This is a genomic window from Lautropia dentalis (genome assembly GCF_003892345.1).
Classification (GTDB): Bacteria; Pseudomonadota; Gammaproteobacteria; order Burkholderiales; family Burkholderiaceae_E; genus Lautropia; species Lautropia dentalis.
Map to the genome: position 1 here is coordinate 303,465 of NZ_RRUE01000002.1, position 25,567 is coordinate 329,031.

The window sequence follows — 25,567 nt, forward strand, 5'->3', positions numbered from 1 at the left end:
GCACCCACGATGAAAGTCGGAAGGAAGACAGGAACATCCGCGACAGGGCGCGGGCGTCCCACCATGCACACCCGGTCCGGCGTGCCATTTTCAGAGCCCCCCCCGCAAATGCCCTGCGTCACGCTGATTTCCATGTCCGGGCGACCCCGTGTGTTGTCATTTGCCGTCAATGGCCCTGCCATTGCCGGTAAATGGTGTCTTCCGGGTTCATCCCGATCCTGGGTCCAACGCACTCGCAGACTTTTGCAGAGGCCCCTCAATGGTACCCGCTGCACACGCCCCCACGACAGCCGATGCCCCTGCACGTGCAGGGAACCGCCAGTCCCGGGGATGGTCATCACGACATGCACGACGGGTCATCCTGGAGCGTGTCATGGACTCATTCGCCCCTGCACAGGAATGCGCGAGGATCAGGCCAGGCATCCGGCTGCGACATCCAGCCAGTCGCCCCCGCACGAGGGCGCACGGGTCCATGTCAGGCCATAACGCTCCTGGCACCCTGCGGGCCGACACAGGACTCAGGACAAAGGACAAGACAGGACAGGACAGGACAGGACAGGACAGGACAGGAAGAAGGCTGACACACCGGCACACGGATTCGGGACCAGCAACGAAGCAGGAGCAGCACATCCAGCCGGGCAGCCCACCCAAACAGGGCAGACGGCAGTACCGCATCAACAACCACGCTCCCGATACGGTTGCAGCCCGGTCTGGGCCACAATACCCCCTTTCCCGGTCTGCGTGTCCCCGCAGCGACCGGCGCATGCCCCTGCCGGCCCGTTCGCGCCGGGCGGGCACGCCCGCCGGGCTCACCCCCTTTCCTTTCACGCCCTGCCATGAAACTCGCCACCCGCAAGGACGATTCCCGTGACGGCCAGCTGGTCGTCGTCTCCCGCGACCTCAAGCACGCCGTGATGGCCGACCAGATCACCGGCACCCTGCAGCGCGCCCTCGACGACTGGGCCTTCATGGCCCCCCAGCTGCAGGACCTGTACGACGCCCTCAACCACGGCAAGGTGGCCAACAGCTTCCCCTTCGACCCGGCCGAATACATGGCACCGCTGCCGCGCGCCTTCCAGCGGGTGGAGGCGCAGGCCTGGCCCAGCCACGAGAAACGCCTGCAGAAAGCCGCCCTGACCAGCCAGACCGGGCCACTGCCCGACGACATGGTGCCCCTGCGCGTGGCGCCCTCGCACGTGCTGTTGCCCGGCCACGGCATGGTGTCGCTGCGCTTTCCGCTGGGGCAGCCCGCCACCCGGCCGGACGAGGACGAAGCCGGCGAACAGGAAGGCCGCCGCACGGCGGAGGGTGAAGCCCCATCCGGCACCAGCGCGGCCGCCAAAGGCGTCCCGGCCGGGACTGCCACGGGCACTGGCCGCACCGACGCCCCTGATGCAGCAGCACGTCAGGCCGCAGCCGCCGCCGCGGCCGCCCGGGGTGGACTGGATTTCAGTGCACAACTGGTGGCCATCTGCGGTGATCTGCCCATCGACCTGGAAGAAGACGACGCCGACCGCCACCTGCTGCTGCTCGGTCTGGCCAGCGCCTGGCGCATCCATCCCGACAGCGAACCGGTCAGCCGCGAACGCAGCCGGGACCGTGGTCTGGCACTGGCGCCGGTGCTGATCACACAGGACGAGCTGGGCGAAGACTGGCGTGATGGCCGCATCCACCGGCCGCTGCACTGCCGCCTCAACGGACGTTCCACGGGACGGATCGACTGCGGGACCGACATGCGCTTCGGATTCCGGCAGCTGCTGGCGGCGCTGGCCCGCCAGACCCCGGTGGGCGCCGGCTGCCTGCTCACCTCCGGCCCGGTCAGCAACGCCGACCCCGACAGCGGCTGGACCTCGGTGCTGGAGGCCCGCGCCCGTCGCCGTCTGGAAAACAGTACCCAGCCCGGCCCGGCCTTCCTGCAGCCCGGCGACCGCATCCGTATCGACATGGCCGATGCCCGTGGCCAGTCGCTGTTCGGCGCCATCGAGCAGCAGACCGTGGCCTGAGAGGCCTTTGCAGAATCCGGCCGGGTTCGTGCCCAGGGGCCTTGAACCCTGTGCGGGCTCCTGATCCGGGCTGACAGGACATTCATGCACAGGCAGAACTGACCTGGCCATCCATCCGCCCCGATCGCCCATTCGCCCGGCAGCACGCGACCGGCCGGGGCTGCCCCCGCGACAATGAAGAATCGAAACGCAGGAAATTCGCCATGGCAGCCCTCGAGCAGGTGTTTCAGCAACCGTTCCGGTTTGCCCATGCCGCAGAACCGGCCTGGGTGGACAGTGTCGAAAGCATTGCCCTTCAGCTGAGCGCCACCCCCGTCCCCCCCCTGCCCCTCGACGCCGAGGAGCTGGGTTTCATCTACCTGCACAGTTCCCTGCATGCCCATGCGGGAGCCATTGCCCATGCCCTGCGCACCGTCACCGGTGTCAAGCGCTGGGTCGGCACGGCCTCACCCGGGGTGATTGCCGGCCACGCTGCATACGAGGATGTGCCCGGCATCGCCGTGATGCTCGGTACCTTCCCGGGCGGCAGCATCCGCTTCTTCTCCGAGGTGTCACCCCTGCCGCGACTGGACCTGCTCGACCGGAGCACGCCCTGGTGGACGGCACTGGTGAGTGGCCACGTGGGCCGCACCGAGGCACGCGAGACCCTGCGCCACATCTCGGCACTGCTGGGCAGCGGGTTCCTGTTCGGGGGTCTGACCGGACGCCCCGGCCCCGGCCGGGTGATGCCCGTATTCACCGGCCAGGAATCGAATGCCGCCGGCCTGCTGGGCGGCGTGGCCTTCCGGGTGGACAGTGGTTCCCGCGTGCATGTGCGCATGGCCACCGCCTTCCAGCCGATGGGTGAACCGCACCAGATCACCGAGACGCACGACAACGTAATCATGGAGCTGGACGGCAAGGGCGCCAAGTCCGTACTCGACAGCGACTATCTGGTCAAGCCGGGCAACCGTCCCGCCGAGCTGCTGCAGGCACTCAACAACGCACCGGAGATGCTGGTGGACGCCGGCGTGTACGAGCCGGTCCGGGTGGCCATCAGCCAGAACAACCGGCAGCAGATGGACAATCTGGCCGACTTCGAGCTGACTTCACTGGAAGACGTGGAACCGCTCAGTGGCGCGCTCTGCCTGAAGCTGGAAGAAGGCGCCGAGCTGCCCCGTACCGGCCGGGTGCGCTTCTGCACCTACGACCCGGAACACGCCCGCGGGGAACTGGGCCGCGTGCTGGGCCTGCTGTGCGAGGACATCCTGCGCGAAGGACGGAACGTGCGCGGTGCGCTGTACATCAGCAGCCGTCACCGTGTGCCGGCGATTTTCCCGAGTCTGGCAGACGAGCTGTTCCGGGTACGCCAGGCGCTGACCCCGCTGGGCGCCTTCCCGATGGTGGGCTACCAGAGCGAGGCCGAGCTGTTCCACGACTTCCATCATCACCACGCCGGCATGGTGACGCTGTTCACCGACTGAGTGTCAGCGCGCGCCAGGCCCCGGCGCCGGTCCCGGCCGGGCATCACGCCGGTCACCCTCCTGCCCGGCGGCCGGCAGCACCTTCACCCGCCCGGCGTCGATCTGACGCTCCATGCGGCCCGGATCGGGCTGATCACCGAACAGCGGCGGCAGCACGCCCAGCAGCGACAGCATCAGAAGCACGTTGAGCAGCACCAGCGCGGGCAGCAGGTAGTGGCCCAGGGTGCGCCGGCGGGCGGGAAGAGGAGGATCTTCGAGCAGGGAGGACATGAAGGTCGGTCGCGGTAAGATCATCGCAGCTTAGCGGATCACCCCGGCCGCTTCAAGCCCGCGCCGACCGGGGGTGTGCGCATTGACGCGCCCGCGCGCCAGCGCCCGTGCAGGGCCGGGAGCACCCGGAGCGCGGCCATGAGGCCCCGGAACGCTGCCATGAGTACCCCACATCAAGCCCCCACATCATCCCCGCGGCCGGATGCTGACCTGCTCGGCCGTCAGTGTGGCCAGACTCTCCGCCCCGGCCCCGTCCTCATAGCGCACCTGCAGGCCACCCGCCGCATCGATGCCCAGCGCCACCGCATCCCGGCTGCCATCGGCATGGTGCACACGCACAGGCCGTCCGGCCAGCACGTCCAGCTGCTGCCAGCGCGACATGAAAGGCTCGAAACCGCTGGTAACCAGCTGTTCCACCCCGCCCAGCAGGGCCTGCCCCACGCCCAGCATCACCCGGGCCAGTAGGGCATCGTCAGGACCGGCATCCGTTCCGGCCAGCCTTGACGCCGGATCATGTAACCGGGAATCCGGGCCGTCGCCAGCGTCTGCCCGGCCAGTCGATCCATGGCCGAACACCGCGCCAACCGGCTGGTCGGCATCCAGCCCACCCGGCAGCCCGAACAGGTTCAGCCCGCAGCCGATCACCAGCCGGCTGCCCGTACTGCGACTGCGCATCTCACACAGAATCCCGCCCACCTTGACCAGCGGCCGGGCCGGATCGTCCTGCAGCAGGCAGAGGTCGTTGGGCCACTTGATCTTCACCAACGCGCCCAGCATGCCCAGAAACTCGGCAACCACGATACCTGCCACCAGCGGCACCAGCCCGGGCGACATCAGCTGGCCAGCCGCCAGCTCGCAGCCGAACGAGGCCGTCATGGCCTGTCCGGGCCGCGAGCACCAGACCTTGCCCCGGCGCCCGCGGCCCTGCGTCTGCTCGCCGGCCATCAGCCAGACGGCCACCGGCCCCCGTGGATTGCCGGCCGCATCCGGCGCCGTATCGCCCTCCGGCACCAGCACCTCACGCTGCATCAGCGTCTGGTTGGTGGAACCGATGCTGTCCACCCACTCCACCCACAGGTGCCCATCCTGCCGCCCCCCCGCGTATTCATCCTGCCAGCGTGTATCCATGGCCTTCTCCTGGCTCTTCTGCCGCACCGACCTGCCGTATCAGTCCGCTGCAGCCTGTTGCACGGGCCTGACGCGCCCGCCCGCCAGACTGACCTGCCACACCCATCTGCCGCACCTGCCGTGCTCACACCTGCCGGACCCGTAACCACTTTTACTGGTCCATGCCACAGCTGCAGGACAGGCACAGTATGCCTGCACGGCCCACAGCACGTTGATGAAAGCGGTACCGGCGGGTCCGCCGCACGGCTTCCATGTTATAACCTTCCCCATGCGCCCAGACCCTACCCGGCCAGACACCCGGGCCACGGCCCACCCCGTGCTCTGGCTGATGGCCTTCGTTGCCATTCTCTACCTGTCCCTCTATCCGTTTGGCGAATGGAGCCTGCGCCGGCCGGGCACATTCTCGTGGCTGTTTGCGTACCACCGGCTCAACTATTCGTGGGGGGACCTGATCGTCAACATCGGCGCCTACGCCGGCTTTGGCTATCTCACCGCCCGGCAGCTGCAGGGGCGCTTCACGCTGCCGGCAGTCGTCCTGATCACCTCCGCCGGCTGCACGCTGCTCTCCTTCATCATGGAGTCGCTGCAGTCCTGGCTGCCACGGGTTCCCTCGCTGGTCGATCTGGCCACCAACGGGTTCGGCGCCGTCCTGGGTGCCCTGGTGGTCGTGCTGGTCACCACCTGCGCACCGCTGCGCGCGCTGCGCGACCGCGCGGCCTCTCTCGTCTTCGGCCGTGAAAGTGAGCACAAGCTTCGCCGCTTTGTCGCCGTACTCCTCGTGCTCTGGCTGGCCAGTCAGGCCGTGCCCCAGCCCCTGCTGCTGGCCACCGGCCCCCTCACCCCCTGGCCGGGCGAAGGGCTGCTGTCCGTCTTCCTGCCCTTCGAGCGCCTCACCCACCTGCTACCCGACGCCACCCTGCCGATGGCCAGCACCCTGCTCACCGCCGCCTCGGTGCTGCTGCTGGCGCTGCTGGTCATGCGCTGCGTCGAAACACCCCGCAACCGCCTGCTCCTGTGGCTGGGCCTGCTGGCCGCCGCACTCGTCCTGCGCATCACGGCGGCCCTGCACATCTACATCGGGGCCGACCAGTTTGCCCTGCAGCTGCCCGTGCTGCTGGCCGGTCTGGCGCTGACGGCCCTGCTGCTGCGCCCCCTGATGCGCTGCAGTGACACCCGCCAGCGCCAGCTCGCCATCGTGCTGGTCGTGTTCATCTGCTGCCTGGCGCTGCTCATCCCGGTCGATCCCGACCTGCAGCCGCTGCTGGCACGGCGCACCCTCACCACCTGGATGCGCATGGCCACCCCCGGATTCCGGGGGCTGCTGCGTACCATCGCCGCCACATGGCCGCTGGCGGTGCTGTACTTTTTTGTCATCGAAGCCCCCACCTCATCGGCCAGACGCCCCCGGCCGGCGGCCAGCGTGAACGGTCCCACGGCCTGACTCACACAATGGTTTCCACGGGGGCGGCCTTCAACCCGCTGCCACCACACCGTTTGCCATGAATCCATCCACCCGCGTCCTGTCCATCCCCGGTCCCGTCGGCCCCATCGAGTGCTCGCTCGATGTGCCGGCCCAGCCGCGACTGCTGGCACTGATTGCGCATCCGCACCCGCTGCAGGGGGGCACCATGAACAACAAGGTGGCCCAGACCATTGCCCGGGCGCTGCTGCAGCAGGGTGCCATCTGCTGGCGGCCCAACTTCCGGGGCGTGGGCGAAAGCGCAGGTGAATTCGATCATGGCAACGGCGAAACCGATGACATGGAAGCCGTTCTGACGCAGGCGCTGGCCCACGAGAGTGCCGCCGCGCTGCCGCGCCCGGTACCCCTGGTACTGGCCGGGTTCTCGTTCGGCACCTTCGTGCAGTCCCGCCTCATGCAGCGCCTGGCCAGCCACCCGGTCGAACACCGGCCGATGGTGTTCGTCGGCCCGGCCGTCTCGCGCTTCGACGTGCAGGCCGTGCCGGCCGACACGCTGGTCGTGCATGGCGAGGAGGACGACGTGGTGCCGCTCGCCAGCGTGCTGGACTGGGCCCGTCCACAACAGCTTTCCGTCGTCGTCGTTCCGGGCGTCGGCCACTTCTTCCATGGCCGGCTGCCGCAACTGAAATCGCTGATTCTGCGACACCTGGCAGGAACACATGTCTGACACCACGCTGATCGAACGTCCGGCCACTGCCGGCCGGACGCCCTCTTCCCCGAACGCTGTCCAGGCAGCCCAGGCCGCCGCCAGGGCCGCCACGCTGACGGCCGCCACCACGGCCCGTGCTGCCGGCAAATCCGCGGCCACACGTCCGGCAGCAGGAAGAACATCCCCAGCCCCGGCCGGTATTCCTGCTGCGGGCAAGCCCGCTCCCGTCGCAGCCGGCATGTCTGCAACGGACAAACCTGCCCCCATCGCTGCAGTGCGCCCTGCAGCGGGCAACACCGCCCCTGCCGGCGCCCGCACGGCAGCCGTTGCGCCTGCCACCCGCACCGTACTCAGCTTCGAACGCACCGCGGCCGGCAGCGCCCAGCTGCGCGACCCCGGCGTCGTGCTGTCGCCCAACGCCACCCGCCTGCTGATGCTCTTCGAAGAGCCGCAGACCATCGACGGCCTGCGCAGCATGATCGACGAAGCCTGGCTGCCCGAGGCCCTCATCGAACTGGAGCGCCGCAAGCTCGTGCGCCGCTCCACCGTCGAGTGCCCGGTCGAGGCCGCCCCTGCCCAGCCGGTGCCCGAAGCCGCCATTCCGGTCGTCCGGACCCGTGTCGGGGAAGCCCCCGCAAGCAGCACACGTACGGCCGCCGCACATGGCGCAGCAGGCCACGGCACGGCAGACAGCATCGCAGCCAAGCGCACCAGCGCCACGGCCGCCCCCCACGGCGCAGCAGGCCACGACATGGCAAGCGGCATCGCAACAAGGCACACCACGGCAGACCACACCCGGGCAGACCACACCCCGACAGTCCGCACAGCCGGGACACGTACGGCCGAAGCACACACCGCCAGGCCCCATGCCGGCGAGACTCGCCCCATCGATCCGGCCAAAGAGGCCGCCGTCCGTCTGGCCCGCCAGCGCGCCCAGGCCCGCATCCTGTTCCTGCAGCAGATCGGCCGCCTCAGCACGCTGATGATCGACCGCATCGAATCCTGCCAGTCGGAAGCCGAACTGCAGCGTCTCACCCCGGCCTTTGCCGACCTGCTGCCGGCCGAAACCACCCGGCAGGCCCGCGCTGCCTGAACGGATCGTCTCGATTTACGAGACTGTGGTTTTGTAAGCAAATGAAACCAATTTACGGCAAACCATAGATGAATCAACGGCGCAGGCACGTTATCATTATTGGCATAACGTAACCAAATCTGCGCAATGCGCAGAGAGGGCCGGTTTTCCGGCCCGGTGAGTGACGATGCCCGCGCCCAAAATCGCCAGACTTGAACCGGTCCGCCACACGGACCCCGACAGCTGGGAGCCGCCCCGCTCCTGGACGGCGTCGCGCATCCCCTCGGCGCGCCTGCGCGCCATTCATCTGGCCCTGGGTGACGGGCGAGACCAGCCCAACCCGCGCATGGTATTCTCCCTCACCGAAACCGGCATGCAGACGATCAAGAACCCGCGCCGCATCATGTCCACGCCGGCGCGGCGGCTGCTCAACCTGCTCGACGGCCGGCGCTCGCTGGGCGAAATGCCCGCCATCGTCCGCCCGGCCGACCTGCCCGAGGCACTGAAGGAACTCATCTCGCGTGACATGATCGCGCTCACCGGCATCGCCCGGCACGACGCCGCCCCCACCGACCCGCAGACCGAACTCAAGCTGCAGGCCATCAAGCGTGCCCTGCATGGCGCCTTCGAAGCCGAACTGGGGCCCGACGCCTCCGTGCTCGAGGCCCGTGTCCAGGACTGCGTCAACCTGCACGTCCTGCGCCACGTCCTGCGCGAACTCATCAACCTGGTCGGCCAGCGCAAGAACCCGGCGGCCGCCCATCGCATCGCCACCCGCGTGCGCCGCCACGGCCCGCTCTGACCTTTCCCGTCCGTGCCCACCTTCATCCTCCCCCCTGCGGCCCCGCAGCGCCAGCCCTCCCCCCGTTCCACTGCACCGGCGAACGGCATGCACTGTCCACCGGCCATGGCTTCGATCCATGCGCCTGACATCCCACCCATGCGTCGCTCATCACCCGGCCCCATGCTGCGCCGTGCCCTGTCGGCCCTGCTGCTGGGCACCAGCCTGGGACTGGCCGCCCTGACGGGCCCAGCCGTTGCCCAGAGCGCCAGTGTGCCGCCGCCCGATATCGCCGCCCGTTCGTGGTTCCTGTTCGATGTCACCACCAACACGGTGCTCTACAGCCAGACCCCCGACGAGCGCGTCGAGCCGGCGTCGCTGACCAAGCTGATGACCGCCTACGTGGTGTTCGAGGCCCTGCGCGACGGCACCCTCAAGCCCGACGCCCGGCCGCCGGTATCCAACCGCGCCTACAAGTCGGCCGGCTCGCGCATGTTCGTCGACCCGCGCAGTCCCGCCACCGTCGATGAACTGCTGCACGGCCTGATCATCCAGTCCGGCAACGACGCCGCCATCATCCTGGCCGAAGCCGTGGCCGGCAGCGAGGAGCAGTTTGCCGAACAGATGAACGCCGAGACCCGCCGCCTCGGCATGAAGAACTCGCACTTCGTCAACGCCTCCGGTCTGCCCGCCCCCGACCACTACTCGTCGGCGCGTGACATGGCCGTACTGGCCACCCGCATCATCAAGGAATTTCCGCAGTACTACCGGCTGTACTCCGAACGTGAATACACCTTCAACGGCGTGCGCCAGCCCAACCGCAACCGCCTGCTGGCCATCGACCCGTCCGTCGACGGCATGAAAACCGGCTTCACCGACGCCGCCGGCTACTGTCTGGTGGCCTCCGCCCACCGCGAACAGAAAAACGCCACCGACCCGCAGGGCAGCCAGTTCTCGCGCCGCATCCTGTCCGTGCTGCTGGGCGCCAGCTCCGATGCCACCCGCGCCACCGAATCGCAGAAGCTGCTCAACTACGGCTTCCAGAACTTCGAAGCCCTGCAGCTCTACCGCAAGAACCAGCCCGTCGGCAACCACCCCGTCTGGAAGGGCCAGCAGCCCACCGTCTCGGCCGGGTTTGCCGACGACGTGCTGATCACCGCCCCGCGCGCCCAGATCGGCAACATCAAGGGTGAAATCGAGCGCACCGAACCCCTGATCGCCCCCATCCACGCTGGCCAGCGCATCGGCACCCTGCGCATCCGCCTGGGCGAGACCGTCATTGCCGAGCGTCCGCTCATCGCGCTGGAAACCGTCGAAACGGCCGGCTGGTTCAAGAGCACCTGGGACACCATCCGGCTCTGGGTCAAGTAAACGGCGCCCCTGACACGCCCCCCGCCACACCTCGCGCCCGTACCGTCCGTACGCCGCGAGGTTTTTTGTGTCCGGCCCCGGCGGCACACAAGGACATGCCAGCGCCCCCTTCCCTGCAAAGGAGCGAGTCCTGACGGCGTACGACGTGCCGTTCTGTTCAAGGCTTCCAGGCCGGCGCTGAAGCGAACAAACAAATCCGCGGCACGCTCTAGAATCATCCCTTTCTCTTGCCAACAGGGAGCCCGCCGTGGCCGAAGAACAGACCGTCTATCTCAATGGTGAATACCTGCCGCTGTCCGAAGCGCGCATCCCGGTACTCGACCGGGGTTTCATCTTCGGTGACGGCATCTATGATGTCGTCCCCGTCTACGAAGGTCACCCCTTCCGTCTGGCCCAGCACCTGACCCGCCTCAAGCGCTGCCTGACCCAGATCCGCATCGACCCGCCAATGGACCAGGCCGGCTGGAGCGCCCTCGTGCGTGAACTGGTCGAACGCCATCCCCAGTGGCCCAACCAGATGGTCTACCTGCACGTCACCCGCGGCGTGGCAAAGCGCGACCACGGCTTCCCGCAGGGCATCACGCCCACCGTGTTCGCCATGACCAACCCCTTCGTGCCCCCCACGCCCGAGAACATCGGCAACGGCATGAGCGCCATCAGCCTGCCCGACGAACGCTGGCTGCACTGCGACATCAAGTCCATCTCGCTGCTGGGCAACATCCTGGCCCGCCAGAGCGCACTCGATGCCCACGCCAAGGAAGCCATCCTGTTCCGTGACGGCTACCTCACCGAAGGCGCCGCCTCCAACATCTGGGTCGTCCGCGACGGCACGCTCATCGCCCCGCCGCACGACAACCTCATCCTCGAAGGCGTGCGCTACGCGCTGATGGAAGACCTCGCCGCCCGGTGCGGCATCCCCTTCGACATCCGCCGCATTCCTGAATCCGAAGTCCGTCACGCCGACGAACTGCTGCTCACTGCCGCCACCAAGGAAGTCCAGCCCATCACCCGGCTGGATGGCAAACCGGTTGGAAACGGCACCCCCGGCCCCATCTTCCAGAAACTGTTTGCGGCCTACCAGCAGGCCAAGGCCGAGTCCCGTCAGACCACCGCCTGACAGCCGTGCCAGGCTGCTTCCATGCTTTCCCCCGAACCCCATGACCGATCACACCCATCCCCAGCCTCCCCATCACCCCGGCCACCTCACCAACGAGGGTGAGCGCATCGAACCCAGTGCCGTCGACCCGATGGAATTCCCCATGGAGTTCCCCATCAAGGTCATGGGCAAGAACGAGGCCGACTTCACCCCCTTCGTCGCCGGCGTCATCGCCAGACATGTTCCGGACTTCGACCCGTCCAGCCTGGAGGCCCGCGAATCGAAGGGAGGCGCCTACCTGTCGCTGACCGCCACCTTCACCGCCCAGTCACGCGAACAGCTCGATGCCCTCTATCGCGAACTGTCGGCCAGCCCGAAAGTTTCGTACCTCATTTGATCCAGCGCAGAACCCCGTGCCCCGGGTTGCGCACAATACGCCCCGCGAACCTTTCGTCCCCGACGGAACGTTCGCGCCGGTGCAAACCGGGCACTGCCACGGCCGCCCCGCCAGCGGCCACCATCAGGGCTTTCCCTACTGTGGCTGGTGACTGAATCTGATACGCTGCCCGGCTGGCCCACCACAGCGTCCCCGGGTTCGTTGTACCGGCTATCATTCCCGGCTATCCCCGGGTTCTTATCCAACACGCCCCGCCGTCCCGACGGAAGCAGCCCCGTTTCACGGCCCATTTTCAATGACTGCTGCCCCTCCCATCCGCCTGCGCCTGCTGGGCACCGTGCCCTATACCGAAGCCCTCACCCGCATGCGCCAATGGACGGCCGCCCGCCAGGCTGCCCGGCCTCCCGTGGTACCGGCACGCCGCGCGGGCAACGCCACCGGCACCGGCGGACGCCCCCACCTCACCCTCGTGGGCTCCGGGCGCTCGTGGTCACATGCCCCCTGTACCCCCTCTGCAGCCGGCGCGGCACCTGCTGCAGACAGCCCCACCAGCCTCACCCGCCCGGCACTGTGCCTCAACTGGCCCGAACTGCACGACGCCGCCACCGCCGGTGACGAAATCTGGCTGATGCAGCACCCGCCCGTCTTCACCCTGGGCATGAACAGCCAGCCCGGGCACCTCCTCGATCCCGGCGACATCCCCGTCGTCCCCACCGAACGGGGCGGGCAGATCACCTACCACGGCCCGGGCCAGATCATGGCCTACCTGATGCTGGACCTGCGCACCCGCAAACTGGGCATCCGTGTCCTAGTCGAACGCATCGAGAACGCCCTCATCCAGTGCCTGATGCACTACGGCGTCACCGCCATCCGCCAGGCCGGCGCCCCCGGCATCTACGTCCTGCCCCGCCATCCGGCCCAGGCCTTTGTCCAGCCCTTCGAGGCCCTGCAGGCCTGTTCGGGCAGCGCGGGCCTGCCCATGGCAGGTTCTGCACAGGTGACCAGCCCCGCCAAAGCAGCCTGCACCGGCAGCGCCACCGGCCCCAACGGTGCACTTCGCAACAGCGGAGCCAGCACGATCACTGGCATGGCCCATGCCGGCGCCTCCGGTGAAGCTGGCAGCATCGCCCGCCCCCCCCCTGCGCCCACTGCCGCATCGACCGGCCCCTCCGCCGGAACGACATCTTCCATCGCAGCCGGCACAGGCCACCACCCCCATCTCGCCGTGGTGCCCCCACCGGCCCCGCGCCCCCATGCCCGCCACGCCCGGCCCGCCCCCGGCGTGGCCAAGATTGCCTCCATCGGCCTCAAGGCCAGCCACGGTTTCTCCTACCACGGCCTGGCCCTCAACGCCCAGATGGATCTGGCCCCGTTCTCGCGCATCAACCCCTGCGGCTTCCAGAACCTGCAGATGACCGACATCCACCGCGAATCGGCCAGCCCTGCAGACATCGATCTCGACGCCCTGGCGCTCGATCTGGGCCACGCGCTCATTCAAGCCATTGAAGGATATTCCCGATGAACCTGACCGACAGCCCCCTGACTGCCAGCAAGCCGCAGCGTCCGCCCGTCGTTCCCGTCACCCTCGAACCCGACAGCACACCGCACGGCCACGGCGCTCACGCCCGCAGCCAGCCGGCCACCGGCCAGACCCCGCAGGACACCATCCCGGCCTGGGGCGCCGCCATCACCCCGCCGGCACGCCCGGCCGCCACCGGCAATGGCTCCAGCAACGGCAACGGCAACAGCGTCACCAGCAGCGCAGCCACCACCCGGCCCGACACCATGACCGTTGCGCTCGAACGTCCGGCTGCGGCCACAACCACCCCGGCCGCTACCCAGACCGGCACGGCCCCCGCCGGCAGCACCGCGTCGGCCAGTGCCCGTGCCACGGCCAATCAGGCCGCCGCCGCCCCGGTGGCCGATCCCCGCATCAAGCAGAAGGGCGAAGCCAAGACCGCACGCATTCCCATCAAGATCATCCCGATCAAGGACATGCTGCGCAAACCCGAGTGGATCCGCAAACAGACCCCCAAGCTCGGCAGCCGCTACTACGAAATGAAGGAGATCCTGCGGGATCACAAACTGCACACCGTCTGCGAGGAAGCCTCCTGCCCCAACATCGGCGAATGCTTCGGCAAGGGCACCGCCTCCTTCATGATCATGGGTGACAAATGCACCCGCCGCTGTCCGTTCTGTGACGTGGGCCACGGCCGCCCCGACCCGCTGGACCAGGAAGAACCCCACAACCTCGCCCAGAGCGTCAAGGCGCTGCGCCTGAAGTACGTCGTCATCACCTCGGTCGACCGCGACGACCTGCGCGACGGGGGCGCCGGCCACTACGCCAACTGCATCCGCGAAATCCGCCGCCAGTCGCCGCTCACCCAGATCGAGATTCTGGTACCCGACTTCCGCGGCCGTCTGGACAAGGCACTGGACATTCTGGACGCCATGCCGCCCGACGTGATGAACCACAACCTCGAAACCGTGCCCCGCCTGTACAAACAGGCCCGCCCCGGCGCCAGCTACGAACACTCGCTCAAGCTGCTGAAGGACTTCAAGATCCGCCGACCCGGCGTGCCCAGCAAATCGGGCCTGATGGTGGGCCTGGGCGAAACGGACGAGGAAATCCTGCAGGTCATGCGCGACATGCGCGAACACGACATCGACCGCCTCACCATCGGCCAGTACCTGGCGCCCACCCGCCACCACCTGCCGGTCGAGCGCTACGTCACCCCCGAAACGTTCAAAATGTTCGAGGAAAAGGCCTACGAAATGGGCTTCCAGCACGCAGCCGTCGGTGCCATGGTGCGCAGTTCGTACCACGCGGACATGCAGGCTGAAGAAGCTGTGCGCAACAGCGAACAGAAAACCGCCTGAGCCCTCTTTTCGCCGGGCGGCAATGCCTGCCCGGCAGGTACCTATACCCTTTTATACAGAAGTATATGCATGTATAACCGCGTATAACCCCTCCGGGCCACACCCCGCATACAGGGTCATGCGTGGCCACGAACACCCCGTTTTTCAATCGTTCACAATAATTTTGCCAGCCCGCCGTTTCCTAACCTGCCACTAAGTCTGCCCGCGCAGAATGCATTCCGTCGACAGCAGCAACGCTGCCGCACCGATGCAGAACACCGGGCCACAACCTTCGGGAAACCGTCCCACAACCACCCGGTTGCCCCTGCGCCGCCAACCTCTCGGACTCAAAGGAAACGACCATGAACAAACGCACCCTCATCTCCCTGCTGGCCGCCTCCGCCATCGCTGCCGGCGCTGCCGCCCCCGTTTTTGCCTCCGATGCGCAGGACATCGCTGCCCTCGGTCAGGCCAGGGTGACCCTGCAGCAGGCCATCACCGCGGCCCAGCAGAAACACGCCGGCGCCCGTGTCATCGACGCCGACTTCGATGCCCACAAGAACGGCACCGCCGAGTACAAGATCAAGCTCGTCACCGCCGACAACCAGGTCTTCAAGGTCATCGTCGATCCGCAGAGCGGCAACGTCACCGCCGACCGCGCCCACGGCCAGCGCAACAAGCCGGTGCCCAACCCCACCATCAGCCTCGAACAGGCACTGGAGACCGCCCTGCAGCAGCATCAGGGTGGCAAGGTACTCCAGGCCGAGCTGGAAGGCCGCAAGGATGGCACCGCCGACTACGAGTTCGACATCGCCACCGGCAACAACCAGATCCACAAGGTCCGCATCGACGGCCAGAGTGGCAAGGTCGTGGCCAACTACCTGGACGACTGATCCCGGGCAGCCCGCCGGCCACCGGTTCCGCCGCCCCTTCACGGGAAGGGGCTTCCCCTTGCGCGTGTCATGGACGCAATGGGTTGAACTGCCGGATTCCCGGGATGCGGGGCCATCCCCTTGAGCATGTCAGGGACTCATTCGTCCCCGTGCCGGCCCCAGCCCTGCGCCGGCAAGGCGCCACGCAGGCAGGGACGGCCACCGGTCCGGGCTGTCGCGCCCGTTCACCAGCTCGCTACATCGTTACGGATCTGACGTACCCCACATACGCCTCTGGGTTAGTCTTGAACTTTTTGCCGTTCCCGGCACGCGTCATGATCCTGTTCGTGACACGCTCCGGACGAACCTGTTTCAGGATTTTCCCAAGGGGAGTTTCATGAACCGTAACGCCCTGCACGCGCTGGTCGCGGCAGCCCTGCTGGCTGGCGCCGGCACCAGCCTTGCTGCCGACATCCGTGACATCGCCGCATCGAAGCACGTCAAGGTCAGCATCGAACAGGCCATCGACACCGCGCTCAAGGTCCATCCGGGCAGCATCGCCCTCGATGCCGATCTCGACGGCCACAAGGATGACACCATGGACTACGACGTGCGGGTCGTCACCACCAGCAACCATGTCTTCAAGGTACGCATCGATCCCATCACGGGCGAAGTCATCCGCGACAAGGCCCAGGGTCCCCGCATCACCTCTGCCCCATCCCTGCAGATCTCCCTGAAACAGGCCATCATCACCGCCCAGCAGCAGCATCCGGGCAGCAAGGCACTGAATGCCGACTTCGACGGCGCACGCGGCACACCCCGTTACGTCATCGAAACCCTGCTGCCCACCGGCGAACTGCGCGAACTCACCATCGACGCCCAGAGCGGCCAGGTCATGGAGGATCATCCCGACCGGGCCGACTACTGAGCCGCTCCGGACACAGGCAAGCCCTGTCCGGCGCACCATGGTGCAACCGCAGGCCATCCCGCCTGCCGCAGCTGACCCCGCACGTACATCCCCCCGCTCCGACCCCAAATCTCCCCTGCACCATGCGCGTCCTCCTCGTCGAAGATGACCCCATGATCGGCAACGCCGTCCACGGCGCCCTGAACGATGCCTCCTGGGCAGCCGACTGGGTGAAGGATGGCAACAGCGCCCTCACGGCCCTGCGCACCCAGCACTACGACCTCGTCCTGCTGGACCTCGGCCTGCCCGGCCGCGACGGCCTGGAGGTACTGCGCAGCATCCGCAGCCAGCCCACCACCCTGCCGGTGCTCATCGTCACCGCCCGCGACGCCCTGGACGACCGCATCGCCGGGCTGGACGCCGGTGCCGATGACTACATCCTCAAGCCCTTCGAGATCAGTGAACTGCTGGCCCGCATGCGCGCCGTACTGCGTCGCCAGGGCGGCCAGGCCACGCCCATCCTCAGCAGCGCCCTGCTCACCCTGGACCCGGCCACCCACGAGGCCAGCCGCCAGGGGCAACCCGCCGTGCGCCTGTCCAACCGCGAGTTCGCCCTGCTGCACGCCCTCATGCAGCGCCCCGGCGCCATCCTCTCGCGCGCCGACCTCGAAGACCGCATCTACGGCTGGGGCCAGGAAGTGGAAAGCAACGCCATCGAATTCCTCATCCATGGCCTGCGCAAGAAGCTCGGCAGCGACGCCATCCGCAACATCCGCGGTGCCGGCTGGATGGTCACGAAGCAGGACTGAGAGCCCATCACACGCGCTGAAGCGTACCGGCACGCCCGGCACGATCCAGCCCCAGCCTGCGCCAATAACCCGCTTCCGGCCTGTACCAGATGCCCCACGCCTGATACATCCACCACAGCCGGGTGTATCCCTGTCCCACCCCAACATCCTGCATCACCATGCCCGGCCCCACCAGCATGCACGACGACAGCCCCCAGCGGCGCCTGTCCCTCCCCCTGCATTCCCTGCGCTTTCGCCTGGCCGGGGGCATCTCGCTGGCCGTCCTTCTGGTGGGCACCGGTGCCGGCGTCCTGTCATGGCACGCCACCCTCGACGAAGTCCATGACTTCCAGGATGAAGTGCTCGAACAGGCGGCCCGCCTCGTCCAGCCGCGCAGCGGCACCCCGCTCATCAACCTGCCCGCCCAGGGCTGCGCCCTCACCGACGACGACGAAGAAGGCCTGATCGTCCAGCGCCTGCCCTCCAGCACCGATACACCGGCTGGCGACGAGGCGCACGCACATGAACACGCGCAGAACCGTGACCGGGAACCCGACGATGACGATGACGATGACGATGACGATGATGATGACACCCAGCCATCCCCCCAGCCCCATACCACGGATGCCGCAAATACCCCCCCAGCCGACGCCGCACCGGCCGCCCTGCGCCTGGACAAGAAGCCCCGTCACCGGCAGAACGCCAGCAAAAACGGCGACACCCTCTGCCTGCCACTGTCCAGCGATCTGAAGAACGGCTACCACCTCATCAGCCACCGGGGCAACGGATATCGCGTCTACATCCACGGCAAGGGCAACCAGCGTGTTGCCGTTGCCCAGGACACCCGCATCCGTGACGAAATCGCCCGCAACAGCGCCCTCTACGCCGCCCTGCCCGTTGCCCTGCTCGTGCCCCTGCTGCTGGGCCTGGTCCTGCTCATCCTGCACCTGATGCTGCGTCCACTGGCTGCGCTTGCCCGCACGGTAGACCAGCGCCCCGACAACGACCTGCAGCCCCTGCCCCATCAGAACCTGCCCAGTGAGCTGCTGCCCTTCGTCACCGCCATCAACCGCCTGCTGGGCCGCACCGAAGCCGCCATGACCCAGCAGCGCCGCTTCGTGGCCGACGCCGCCCACGAACTGCGCTCGCCCCTGGCCGCCCTGTCGCTGCAGGCCGAACGCCTGCAGGCCGCCCCCATGTCGGCGGAAGCCGCCGAACGCCTCGGCACCCTGCGCGCCGGCCTCGACCGCAACCGCCACCTGCTCGACCAGCTGCTGAGCCTGGCCCGCGCCCAGAACGCGCAGCATGCCGGGAGTACCCGGCACGATCCCGACACACGGCACACGCCAGACAGCACCCAACCGTCCGGCAAACGCACGCCGACTGCCCCCCGCACGCCCGTCATCCCCGTCCTGCACCGCATCCTGGAAGACCTGCTCCCCCTGGCCGACCGCAAGCAGATCAACCTCGGTCTCCTCGAAACGCCAGCGCCCCATGGCAGCGTTCCGGAGAGCGCACACACCGCCTCTCCCTCCCTTCCCCTGGCAAGCCCACCCACCACGCCGGCCGCGCGGAGCCGTACGATTCCGACGGGCCAGCCCGCCCCCCGCCAGACCGGGATGCCCTGCGTCCAGGCCGACGACCTCAGCCTCTACACCCTGCTGCGCAACCTCGTCGACAACGCCATCCGCTACACCCCCGAAGGCGGCCAGATCGACCTCTGGACCGAGGCCCGCGCCGGCCGGGTACTCATCGGCGTCGAAGACAACGGCCCCGGCATCCCCGCCGACGAACGCAGCCGCGTCCTCGACCCCTTCTACCGCGTGCTCGGCACCGGCCAGCAGGGCTCCGGCCTGGGGCTCTCCATCGTCCGGACCCTCATCCAGAACCTCGGGGGTGAACTGCAGCTGCACGACGCCCGGCACTTCCCCCATGGCCTGTGCGTCGAGGTCACGCTGCCCGCAGCAGATGCCCAGACAGGGACAACGCCTCCGGACACCTGAGACAGGCCCGTGTCATGCATTCAGGTCGTTCCGGCACCCCCTGGGGCGAATCATGGGCTCATCATTCGCTGCCGCGCCTGCCCCGGCCATGTGCCGACGAGACTCCCTGCGCAGGTGCCCGGGCACGATGTAACCGGCCCCGGCAACCTGCAGCATGGCCCTGTCGCTTTCCGGCGCACTCCCTGCCGTCGGAAACCCACACACTGTGGCCATCACGCAACAGAACATACCATCCATCAGTCAGCTCAAACCACCTGTCGGCCCGTGGCGGAAGCCATCCAGCGCGCAACGTTTCGATGCCGCCACCACAAAGGCTGTCCTGCCAACGGTCAAAAGCCCCGCAGCCTTTCTATAATGGGGCCAACGTCATGGAGAATGCCCCAATGAGCCAGCCCAGCGCCCTTTCGCGCCGACTCGTATCTGCCGCCGTGCTCGCCGCCACCCTCAGCCTCAGTGGCTGCTTCGGCCTGGCCGTCACCGGCGCCGCCATCGGCACTGCCGCCGTTCTGGACCGCCGCTCCATCGGCGCCCAGACCGAAGACGAAACCATCGAGCTGCGGGGCGCCCGCGTGCTCAACGAAACCGTCAACAAGGATCCGATGGTTTCCGTGGGCATCACCAGCTTCAACCGCCGCGTGCTGCTCACCGGCCAGGTCGACTCCGAAGAAACGCGCCAGGTCGCCGAAGAAGTCGTCCGTTCACGTGTCCCCAACATCAAGGACATCTACAACGAAATCGAGATCAAGCCGGTGGAGGACTTCGCCGCCAGCACCCGCGACTCCTCCCTCACCGCCCGCGTCAAGGCCGGCTTCGTGCGTGAACGCAACCTCACCGCCAGCGCCATCAAGGTCGTCACCGAACGCAACGTGGTGTACCTGATGGGCGTGGTCACCCGCGAGGAGGGCCAGCGCGCCGCCATCGTCGCCTCGCAGGTATCGGGCGTCTCCAAGGTGGTCACGCTGTTCGAGTATGTTTCCGACGCCGAGCTGTCGCGCATCCTCGGCACCGACCGGCCGGACGGGAAGCGGGCCAACATCACCAGCGGCACCGCGCAGTAAAACCCGGTACCCAGACACGCGAAAGCCCTGCAGGATCACACTCCGCAGGGCTTTCGCTTTTTTCCGGATCAGCGGCCATTCTGACCGTTGTTCGATGTATCGCCGGCCGGCTGCACGGGCTGTGCCGTGCCACCGCCGGATGTACCGGAATCTGCCGTCGCGGCAGGATTGCGCACCTTGATCACGCAGGTGCTGTTCATCTCGTCACCTGTGGCCGGATCCTTGTCGGTGTTCTGCTGGAAAATTTCGATGTTGTCCTTGTCACTTTGCATCCGGAACACCACGCGCTGGCCAACCACTTCATTCTTCACGGTATAGGACTTGCGGCTGTTGAACACCAGCGCCATGTTGCCGCCCACGTCAGCCCGTACGAACTCCAGTGGCTGATTGTTGGTAAAGGCCGTCACCACCTTGTTGCCGGACACATGGCGAATTTCGCCGTCCAGCTTGATGGACGTATAGCAAACTTCACCTTCGGCCGTTTTGCCGTAATACAGGCCCGCCACGCAGCGGTAGACAGCACTCTTGTCCTGACCATTCTCGATAGGGCACGTACTCCGGTAGTAGTCATAAACCGTATCCCCGTACAGGGACACGTACTTTTCCTTGATCTCGGGTGCGGCCTTCAACAACGTCGCATCATCCAGGCCCACCACGACCATCTTCAGCTCTTCCTTCTTGTTCGGATCAGTCACGGTGGGGAAGCTGGCGCGGTAATTGTTCACCGCCAGCTCCAGCGCTTCCTTGCGGATCTTTGCCAGCTCTTCCTCCGACAACTTGCTGGATTCCTGCGCAGAGGGGCTCACGGCAATCGGCTGGTTGACGCCAGCCTGATTACCGGACTGCTGCCCCCTGCTCTCGTCAGACGCACTCTGGCCGTCGCCATTCTGTGCCACCTGGTTCTTGCTGTTGCTGTACCCCGGCGGCAGGGAGGCATATTCATAGCCTTCCCGTGAACCGCTGCCGCAGGCTGCCAGCAGGGAGACGAGCAGCGCCGACACGGCCAGCGCCCCCGCTTTTTTCGTAAAATGATGTGATTGCTTGATGATCATGAGAACACTCGCGTGTGACATGCGGCCCTGTGCGACGCTGCGCAAGGAGCAACATGGATTGTTGGATGGGTGAAGAAAAATGGGGGAGCGGATCATCCGGCGAGTTTTCTGTAGCCTGTATCGGAGATGACAGAAAACGCGCAGACAGGAACAAACTCAGAAGGTGATACGGCAGGTCGCGTCCAGGTCCGAGCCGTAAACGGGGTCCGTGTTCTTCTGAATGATGTCGAGATAGCGGCCATACCGTGTATCGACATCCATGCTGATCTTGAGCCTCCGACTCATGAAAAAAATGGGCTCTTTGTTCTTGCCTTCCAGATGGAAGACCCATGGACCACTCTTGGTCTTGTCCATGTGATAGGCAAAATCAGCGACCAGATCGAAGGTCCTGATCGTCTTGGCGCCGTTGATGAACGACACCTGACCCGTTTCGGTCAAAATGGTGGTGCACTCAGCACCAGTCCGCACATCCGTGCCCTTGTAGGTTCCTGCCGCGCATGACAGGAAACTGATTTGCGTGCTGTTATGTACTTCAGGGCAGCTTTCGTACAGTTTTCGTACGGATTCGGAATTGATTTTTTTCGCTACTGAATGGGATCCGGAGCCGTCATCAGCCCCCCCCCGCAGGCGGAGATCGAGGCCGTAACGACCGCTACAAGGCCTGCAAAGGCCATTTTCGAAGCAGGATGTCTGGACATGATTGCCATGGTGTATCCGAAAGGTGGAAACGGATGTCCAGCCATCCTATGCAAGGCCGTTTTGCATGACCAACGCCTCCTCCCGTACGGCATGTGACAGCCGCCAACCGGCTACTTTCACTCCCGGCAATTTCAAACGTCCGTATCATGCGGCCACACCGGGAGTCTGCCCCCTCTGCCGCCCGTATCGCTCCCTCTGGCAGTACCGTTACAGGGCATAAGGATCGTCACAGGCAGAAGCGTGTTAATGTCCAAATGCCCCCTGCTGTTCAACAGACAGCATGGCCAGCGCGCATCATGGACCTGTTTGCCCTCACCCATCCAGCATCCGCATCCCTTCTTCCGCCACACTGATCCACCGCCCCCCACCCATGAAAATCCTCCTCTTCGGCGCCACCGGCATGGTCGGCCAGGGCGTCCTCACCGAATGCCTGAAGGCAAAGGATGTGACCCATATCGTTGCCGTCGGCCGTACAGCCCCGCCCCAGCAGGATCCGCGTCTGCACACCCTGCAGGTACCCGACATGGCGCTGGCCGACCTGTCGTCGCTGTCGGACTTCGACGCCTGCTTCTACTGCCTGGGCGCCAGCTCCAGCGGCAAGACCGAGGCCGAGTACACCGCCCTCATGCACGACCTGCCCCTGTCGGTGGCCCGCAAGCTGAAGGACGCCAACCCGCACCTCACCTTCGTGTTCATCACCGGCGCCGGGTCCGACCTCAACAGCGACACCATGTGGAAGCGTGTGCTGGGCATGGCCGAACACGACATCCAGGCGCTCGGGTTGCATCGTTTCTTCGCCTTCCGCCCGGGCATCATCCAGCCGCTCGGTGGCATCCGCTCCAAACAGGGCAACTATCAGCTGTTCTACACGCTGATGAAGCCCTTCTTCCCCCTGGTGCGCACCCTGTTCCCCAATCACATCCTGACCACGGCGCTGGTCGGCCAGGCCATGCTCAACGCAACCCGGCAGGGCTTTCCGCGGCCGGTGCTGGAAATCCGTGACATCCGGACGCTGGCCGATCACAGGCCCTGAACGATCCGCCCCTCTCTCACGCGAACATCTCCTTTTGCACACCCGATCAGCGCAGGTCAGGGCCGCCGTCACCCCGGCGTGCCCGGCGTGCCCGGCGTGCCGAAAGGCAGACAGTCTGTTTTCATCCTTTCGTACCCGGCTGCGCATCCATTTCCGGCAGGGGCCTCCATAATCCCGGCAGTGCGGCGCGGTCCGGCAATCCGCGCTACAGTTGAGGCTCTCTCCCGTTTTCCAGAGCCACCGACCATGAAGCTCCGCCCCTGCCACCCAGCCCCGCTGCTGCGTCCCCTGCACGTGGCCCTGCTGATGGCCACCCCGCTAGCCGCCGCGGTTCCTCTCAACGTTCACGCCGCCCCTCACCCGGCAGCGGCCACGGCTGCCCGCGCCACCAGCAGCCTGCCGGCCGTCCAGAACGCCCAGGACGTCCCCCTTGCCGCTGCCACCACCCCGCAGCTGCTCGCCGCCGCCACATCCCGCGACACCAGCCCGGCCGCCGCCCTGACCGACAGCCCGTCCCAGCGCTGCGCGGAACTCAAGAGCATGCACATTGGCGGTACCCGCATCACCAGCACCAGCTGGTCCACGGGCGGCATCGAAGCCGACAGCATGGCCGCCTTCACCGGCGGGCAGGCCGCATCCCAGCAAGTGGGCGCTCACTGTGTCATCGAGGGCGAGATCGGTGCCCGCACCGGAGCCGACGGCAAGCACTACGGCACGCGCTTCCAGCTGCGCCTGCCGGAACAATGGAACAAGGCCTTCCTCTTCCAGGGCGGCGGTGGCGTCGACGGCTTCGTGGCACCTGCCGTGGGCAACATCCCCTTCCAGCAGACCACGGCCACCCCGGCGCTCAAGCGCGGCTATGCCGTCGTGTCCATGGACGGCGGCCACCCCACCCCCACGCCCGACTTCGGCGCCGACCAGCAGGCGCGGCTGGACTTTGCCTACCAGTCCACCGGCAAGGTCACGGCCGTGGCCAGGAAGCTGGTCATGCAGTTCTATCAGGCCAGCCCCCGCCACAGCTACTTCATGGGCTGCTCCAACGGCGGCCGTGAAGCCATGATCGCTGCCCAGCGCTACCCGCTGGAGTTCGACGGTGTCATCGCCGCCAACCCGGGCTTTCGCCTCTCGCGCGCCGCGGTAGCCGAGGTATGGGACACCCAGCAGCTGATGGCCATCGCCCCACCGAATGCCCACGGCCAGAAGATCCTCGCCAATGCGCTGACCCAGCAGGACCTGGACCTCGTCTCCAAGGCGGTGACAGAGAAATGTGATGCCAAGGACGGCCTGAAGGATGGCGTCATCAACGCCTGGGAGCGCTGTGACTTCGACCCGGCCGTGCTGCAGTGCGCCGAAGACAACGCCACCGGCAGCCTCGCCGACAACCTCAAGACCACACCAGCCACACAGACAGCCGGAAAGGCACACGCCGCCCCGCACGGCGGCACTGCCGCTGGCCCAAAAAGCCATACCCGCCAGCACAGCACCAGCACGACGGGCTCCAGCGCCGGCACATCGAAAGTGAGCGCAGGCTCACAAACCGCAGCCAATGATGCGCCTCTGCCCCAGTGCCTCCCCGCCGCCAAGGTGCAAGCCCTGAAAGCCATCTTCGGCGGCGCAAAAAACAGCCACGGCGAACCCATCTACAGCGGCTGGTTCTACGACAGCGGCATCAACCAGCCCAACTGGCGCCAGTGGAAACTGGGTGACTCGCAAACGGCCAAACCCAACGCCAACAACGTCATCCTCGGCGGCGGCTCGCTTACCCAGTATTTCATGACGCCATTCAACCCGGCCTTCGATCTCACGAAGTTCGACTTCGACCGCGACACCTCCAAAACCTACCAGACCGGCGCCCTCAACGACGCCATCAGCACCGACCTCTCCACCTTCCGCAAGAACGGTGGCCGGCTGATCATCATCACCGGCGTATCCGACCCGGTCTTTTCCGCCATGGACCAGCGCAACTGGTTCAAACAGATGCAGGCCGACACCCCGAAGGCCCAGGACTTCTCCCGCCTCTTCATGGTGCCGGGCATGAACCACTGCGGCGGCGGCAACGCCTTCAATGACTTCGACCCGCTCACCGCACTGGAAAACTGGCACAACAACGACCGCGCCCCCGACTACCTCGTCGCCCAGGGCAAGGCCTTCCCCAACAAGCAGATGCCGCTCTGCGCCTGGCCGAAAGTGGCCACTTACACGGGGGGCATTCCCGGGAAGCTGAACAGCTTTACCTGCCGGTAAGCTGCGCAGATTCCGGCAGACATCGAACAACGCCCATCGCGGAACCACACACTGCGATGGGCGTTGCATCTTTTCTCTTGCGTATCCCTTTCACGCCGCAAAAACGGTCAATGATGGCGGCCAGGTATTCCCGGGCTGCCGGACGCCATGAAATGTGCGGCGGCTCAGGCACTTTGCATGCTCTTGCGTGCCTTGATTCGGGCGATGCGTTCGCGCATCCCGGCCATCACCTCCTCGTGCGGGATCGATGAGCGCGGATCATCGGTGCTCGCCTGGAGCCTGGCGCGCAGCCAGGCAGTGTACGCCGCTTCTTCCCCGCCGGCAGGCCCTCCCCCGCACAGC

Annotated in this window: 22 protein-coding genes and 2 pseudogenes; 19 read left to right on the forward strand and 5 right to left on the reverse strand. The window is 66.7% G+C overall.

Annotated features, from left to right (window positions below):
- Positions 1 to 836: 836 nt before the first annotated feature.
- A complete protein-coding gene (locus tag EHV23_RS09340; protein ID WP_125095835.1) occupies positions 837 to 2,003 on the forward strand; it encodes a fumarylacetoacetate hydrolase family protein in 1,167 nt (388 codons plus the stop codon).
- Positions 2,004 to 2,206: 203 nt separating this feature from the next.
- Complete coding sequence (locus EHV23_RS09345) at positions 2,207 to 3,466, forward strand: FIST N-terminal domain-containing protein (protein ID WP_125095836.1); 1,260 nt, start codon at positions 2,207 to 2,209, stop codon at positions 3,464 to 3,466.
- Between the two features lie 3 nt (positions 3,467 to 3,469).
- Here EHV23_RS09345 and EHV23_RS09350 read toward each other — a convergent pair whose 3' ends face one another.
- Together EHV23_RS09350 and EHV23_RS09355 are read right to left on the reverse strand one after the other, a co-directional pair.
- On the reverse strand, positions 3,470 to 3,736 hold the full coding sequence (locus EHV23_RS09350; RefSeq protein WP_125095837.1) for a hypothetical protein: 267 nt from the start codon (positions 3,734 to 3,736) through the stop codon (positions 3,470 to 3,472).
- 186 nt (positions 3,737 to 3,922) lie between these two features.
- Positions 3,923 to 4,864 carry a biotin--[acetyl-CoA-carboxylase] ligase gene (locus EHV23_RS09355; protein ID WP_125095838.1) on the reverse strand — a complete coding sequence of 314 codons (942 nt, stop codon included), beginning with the start codon at positions 4,862 to 4,864 and terminating at the stop codon, positions 3,923 to 3,925.
- A 268-nt stretch (positions 4,865 to 5,132) separates the two neighbouring features.
- Here EHV23_RS09355 and EHV23_RS09360 point away from each other — a divergent pair, with 268 nt between their 5' ends.
- From EHV23_RS09360 to EHV23_RS15235, 15 genes and pseudogenes are all read left to right on the forward strand, one after another.
- Complete coding sequence (locus tag EHV23_RS09360; RefSeq protein ID WP_125095839.1) at positions 5,133 to 6,305, forward strand: VanZ family protein; 1,173 nt, start codon at positions 5,133 to 5,135, stop codon at positions 6,303 to 6,305.
- Positions 6,306 to 6,363: 58 nt separating this feature from the next.
- Positions 6,364 to 7,011 (forward strand): alpha/beta hydrolase, encoded by a 648-nt coding sequence (locus EHV23_RS09365; protein ID WP_125095840.1) that lies wholly within the window; start codon positions 6,364 to 6,366, stop codon positions 7,009 to 7,011.
- Entirely contained in the window at positions 7,004 to 8,086 is a 1,083-nt protein-coding gene (locus tag EHV23_RS09370) for a hypothetical protein (RefSeq protein ID WP_125095841.1), read from the forward strand. Before EHV23_RS09365 ends, EHV23_RS09370 begins: the two co-directional genes overlap by 8 nt.
- Before the next feature lie 166 nt (positions 8,087 to 8,252).
- Entirely contained in the window at positions 8,253 to 8,867 is a 615-nt protein-coding gene (locus tag EHV23_RS09375; RefSeq protein ID WP_125095842.1) for a hypothetical protein, read from the forward strand.
- A gap of 138 nt (positions 8,868 to 9,005) precedes the next feature.
- Complete coding sequence (locus EHV23_RS09380; RefSeq protein WP_420813051.1) at positions 9,006 to 10,217, forward strand: D-alanyl-D-alanine carboxypeptidase family protein; 1,212 nt, start codon at positions 9,006 to 9,008, stop codon at positions 10,215 to 10,217.
- Between the two features lie 247 nt (positions 10,218 to 10,464).
- The gene (locus EHV23_RS09385; RefSeq protein ID WP_125095843.1) at positions 10,465 to 11,334 is read left to right on the forward strand and encodes a D-amino acid aminotransferase; all 870 of its coding nucleotides are present in this window, start codon (positions 10,465 to 10,467) and stop codon (positions 11,332 to 11,334) included.
- A 40-nt stretch (positions 11,335 to 11,374) separates the two neighbouring features.
- A complete protein-coding gene (locus EHV23_RS09390) occupies positions 11,375 to 11,710 on the forward strand; it encodes a YbeD family protein (RefSeq protein ID WP_420813052.1) in 336 nt (111 codons plus the stop codon).
- Between the two features lie 601 nt (positions 11,711 to 12,311).
- A pseudogene (gene lipB / locus EHV23_RS16105) lies at positions 12,312 to 12,611 on the forward strand (lipoyl(octanoyl) transferase LipB); the annotation flags it as partial.
- Between the two features lie 384 nt (positions 12,612 to 12,995).
- Positions 12,996 to 13,106 (forward strand): annotated as a pseudogene (locus EHV23_RS16635) (lipoyl(octanoyl) transferase LipB); the annotation flags it as partial.
- Positions 13,107 to 13,627: 521 nt separating this feature from the next.
- Positions 13,628 to 14,590 (forward strand): lipoyl synthase, encoded by a 963-nt coding sequence (gene lipA, locus EHV23_RS09400; protein WP_125096793.1) that lies wholly within the window; start codon positions 13,628 to 13,630, stop codon positions 14,588 to 14,590.
- A 341-nt stretch (positions 14,591 to 14,931) separates the two neighbouring features.
- Positions 14,932 to 15,462: a PepSY domain-containing protein gene (locus tag EHV23_RS09405; RefSeq protein ID WP_125095844.1), complete on the forward strand. Its 531-nt coding sequence runs from the start codon at positions 14,932 to 14,934 to the stop codon at positions 15,460 to 15,462.
- A 376-nt stretch (positions 15,463 to 15,838) separates the two neighbouring features.
- Positions 15,839 to 16,369, forward strand: a complete 531-nt coding sequence (locus EHV23_RS09410) for a PepSY domain-containing protein (RefSeq protein WP_125095845.1) — start codon at positions 15,839 to 15,841, stop codon at positions 16,367 to 16,369.
- Positions 16,370 to 16,491: 122 nt separating this feature from the next.
- Positions 16,492 to 17,157 (forward strand): response regulator transcription factor, encoded by a 666-nt coding sequence (locus EHV23_RS09415; RefSeq protein WP_125095846.1) that lies wholly within the window; start codon positions 16,492 to 16,494, stop codon positions 17,155 to 17,157.
- 158 nt (positions 17,158 to 17,315) lie between these two features.
- Positions 17,316 to 19,139, forward strand: a complete 1,824-nt coding sequence (locus tag EHV23_RS16115; RefSeq protein ID WP_125095847.1) for a sensor histidine kinase — start codon at positions 17,316 to 17,318, stop codon at positions 19,137 to 19,139.
- A gap of 383 nt (positions 19,140 to 19,522) precedes the next feature.
- Complete coding sequence (locus tag EHV23_RS15235) at positions 19,523 to 20,197, forward strand: BON domain-containing protein (protein ID WP_158615902.1); 675 nt, start codon at positions 19,523 to 19,525, stop codon at positions 20,195 to 20,197.
- A 68-nt stretch (positions 20,198 to 20,265) separates the two neighbouring features.
- Here EHV23_RS15235 and EHV23_RS09430 read toward each other — a convergent pair whose 3' ends face one another.
- A complete protein-coding gene (locus tag EHV23_RS09430; RefSeq protein ID WP_125095849.1) occupies positions 20,266 to 21,249 on the reverse strand; it encodes a hypothetical protein in 984 nt (327 codons plus the stop codon).
- Positions 21,250 to 21,405: 156 nt separating this feature from the next.
- Positions 21,406 to 21,669 carry a hypothetical protein gene (locus EHV23_RS09435; RefSeq protein ID WP_125095850.1) on the reverse strand — a complete coding sequence of 88 codons (264 nt, stop codon included), beginning with the start codon at positions 21,667 to 21,669 and terminating at the stop codon, positions 21,406 to 21,408.
- Positions 21,670 to 22,318: 649 nt separating this feature from the next.
- On the opposite strand from EHV23_RS09435, the gene EHV23_RS09440 reads away from it, so the two are divergent.
- Both EHV23_RS09440 and EHV23_RS09445 read left to right on the forward strand, forming a co-directional pair.
- Positions 22,319 to 22,981, forward strand: a complete 663-nt coding sequence (locus EHV23_RS09440; RefSeq protein ID WP_125095851.1) for a Rossmann-fold NAD(P)-binding domain-containing protein — start codon at positions 22,319 to 22,321, stop codon at positions 22,979 to 22,981.
- Between the two features lie 246 nt (positions 22,982 to 23,227).
- Positions 23,228 to 25,225 (forward strand): tannase/feruloyl esterase family alpha/beta hydrolase, encoded by a 1,998-nt coding sequence (locus tag EHV23_RS09445; RefSeq protein WP_125095852.1) that lies wholly within the window; start codon positions 23,228 to 23,230, stop codon positions 25,223 to 25,225.
- Positions 25,226 to 25,389: 164 nt separating this feature from the next.
- Here EHV23_RS09445 and relB read toward each other — a convergent pair whose 3' ends face one another.
- Positions 25,390 to 25,566, reverse strand: a complete 177-nt coding sequence (gene relB, locus EHV23_RS16500) for a type II toxin-antitoxin system RelB family antitoxin (protein WP_125096794.1) — start codon at positions 25,564 to 25,566, stop codon at positions 25,390 to 25,392.
- Position 25,567: the final 1 nt, after the last annotated feature.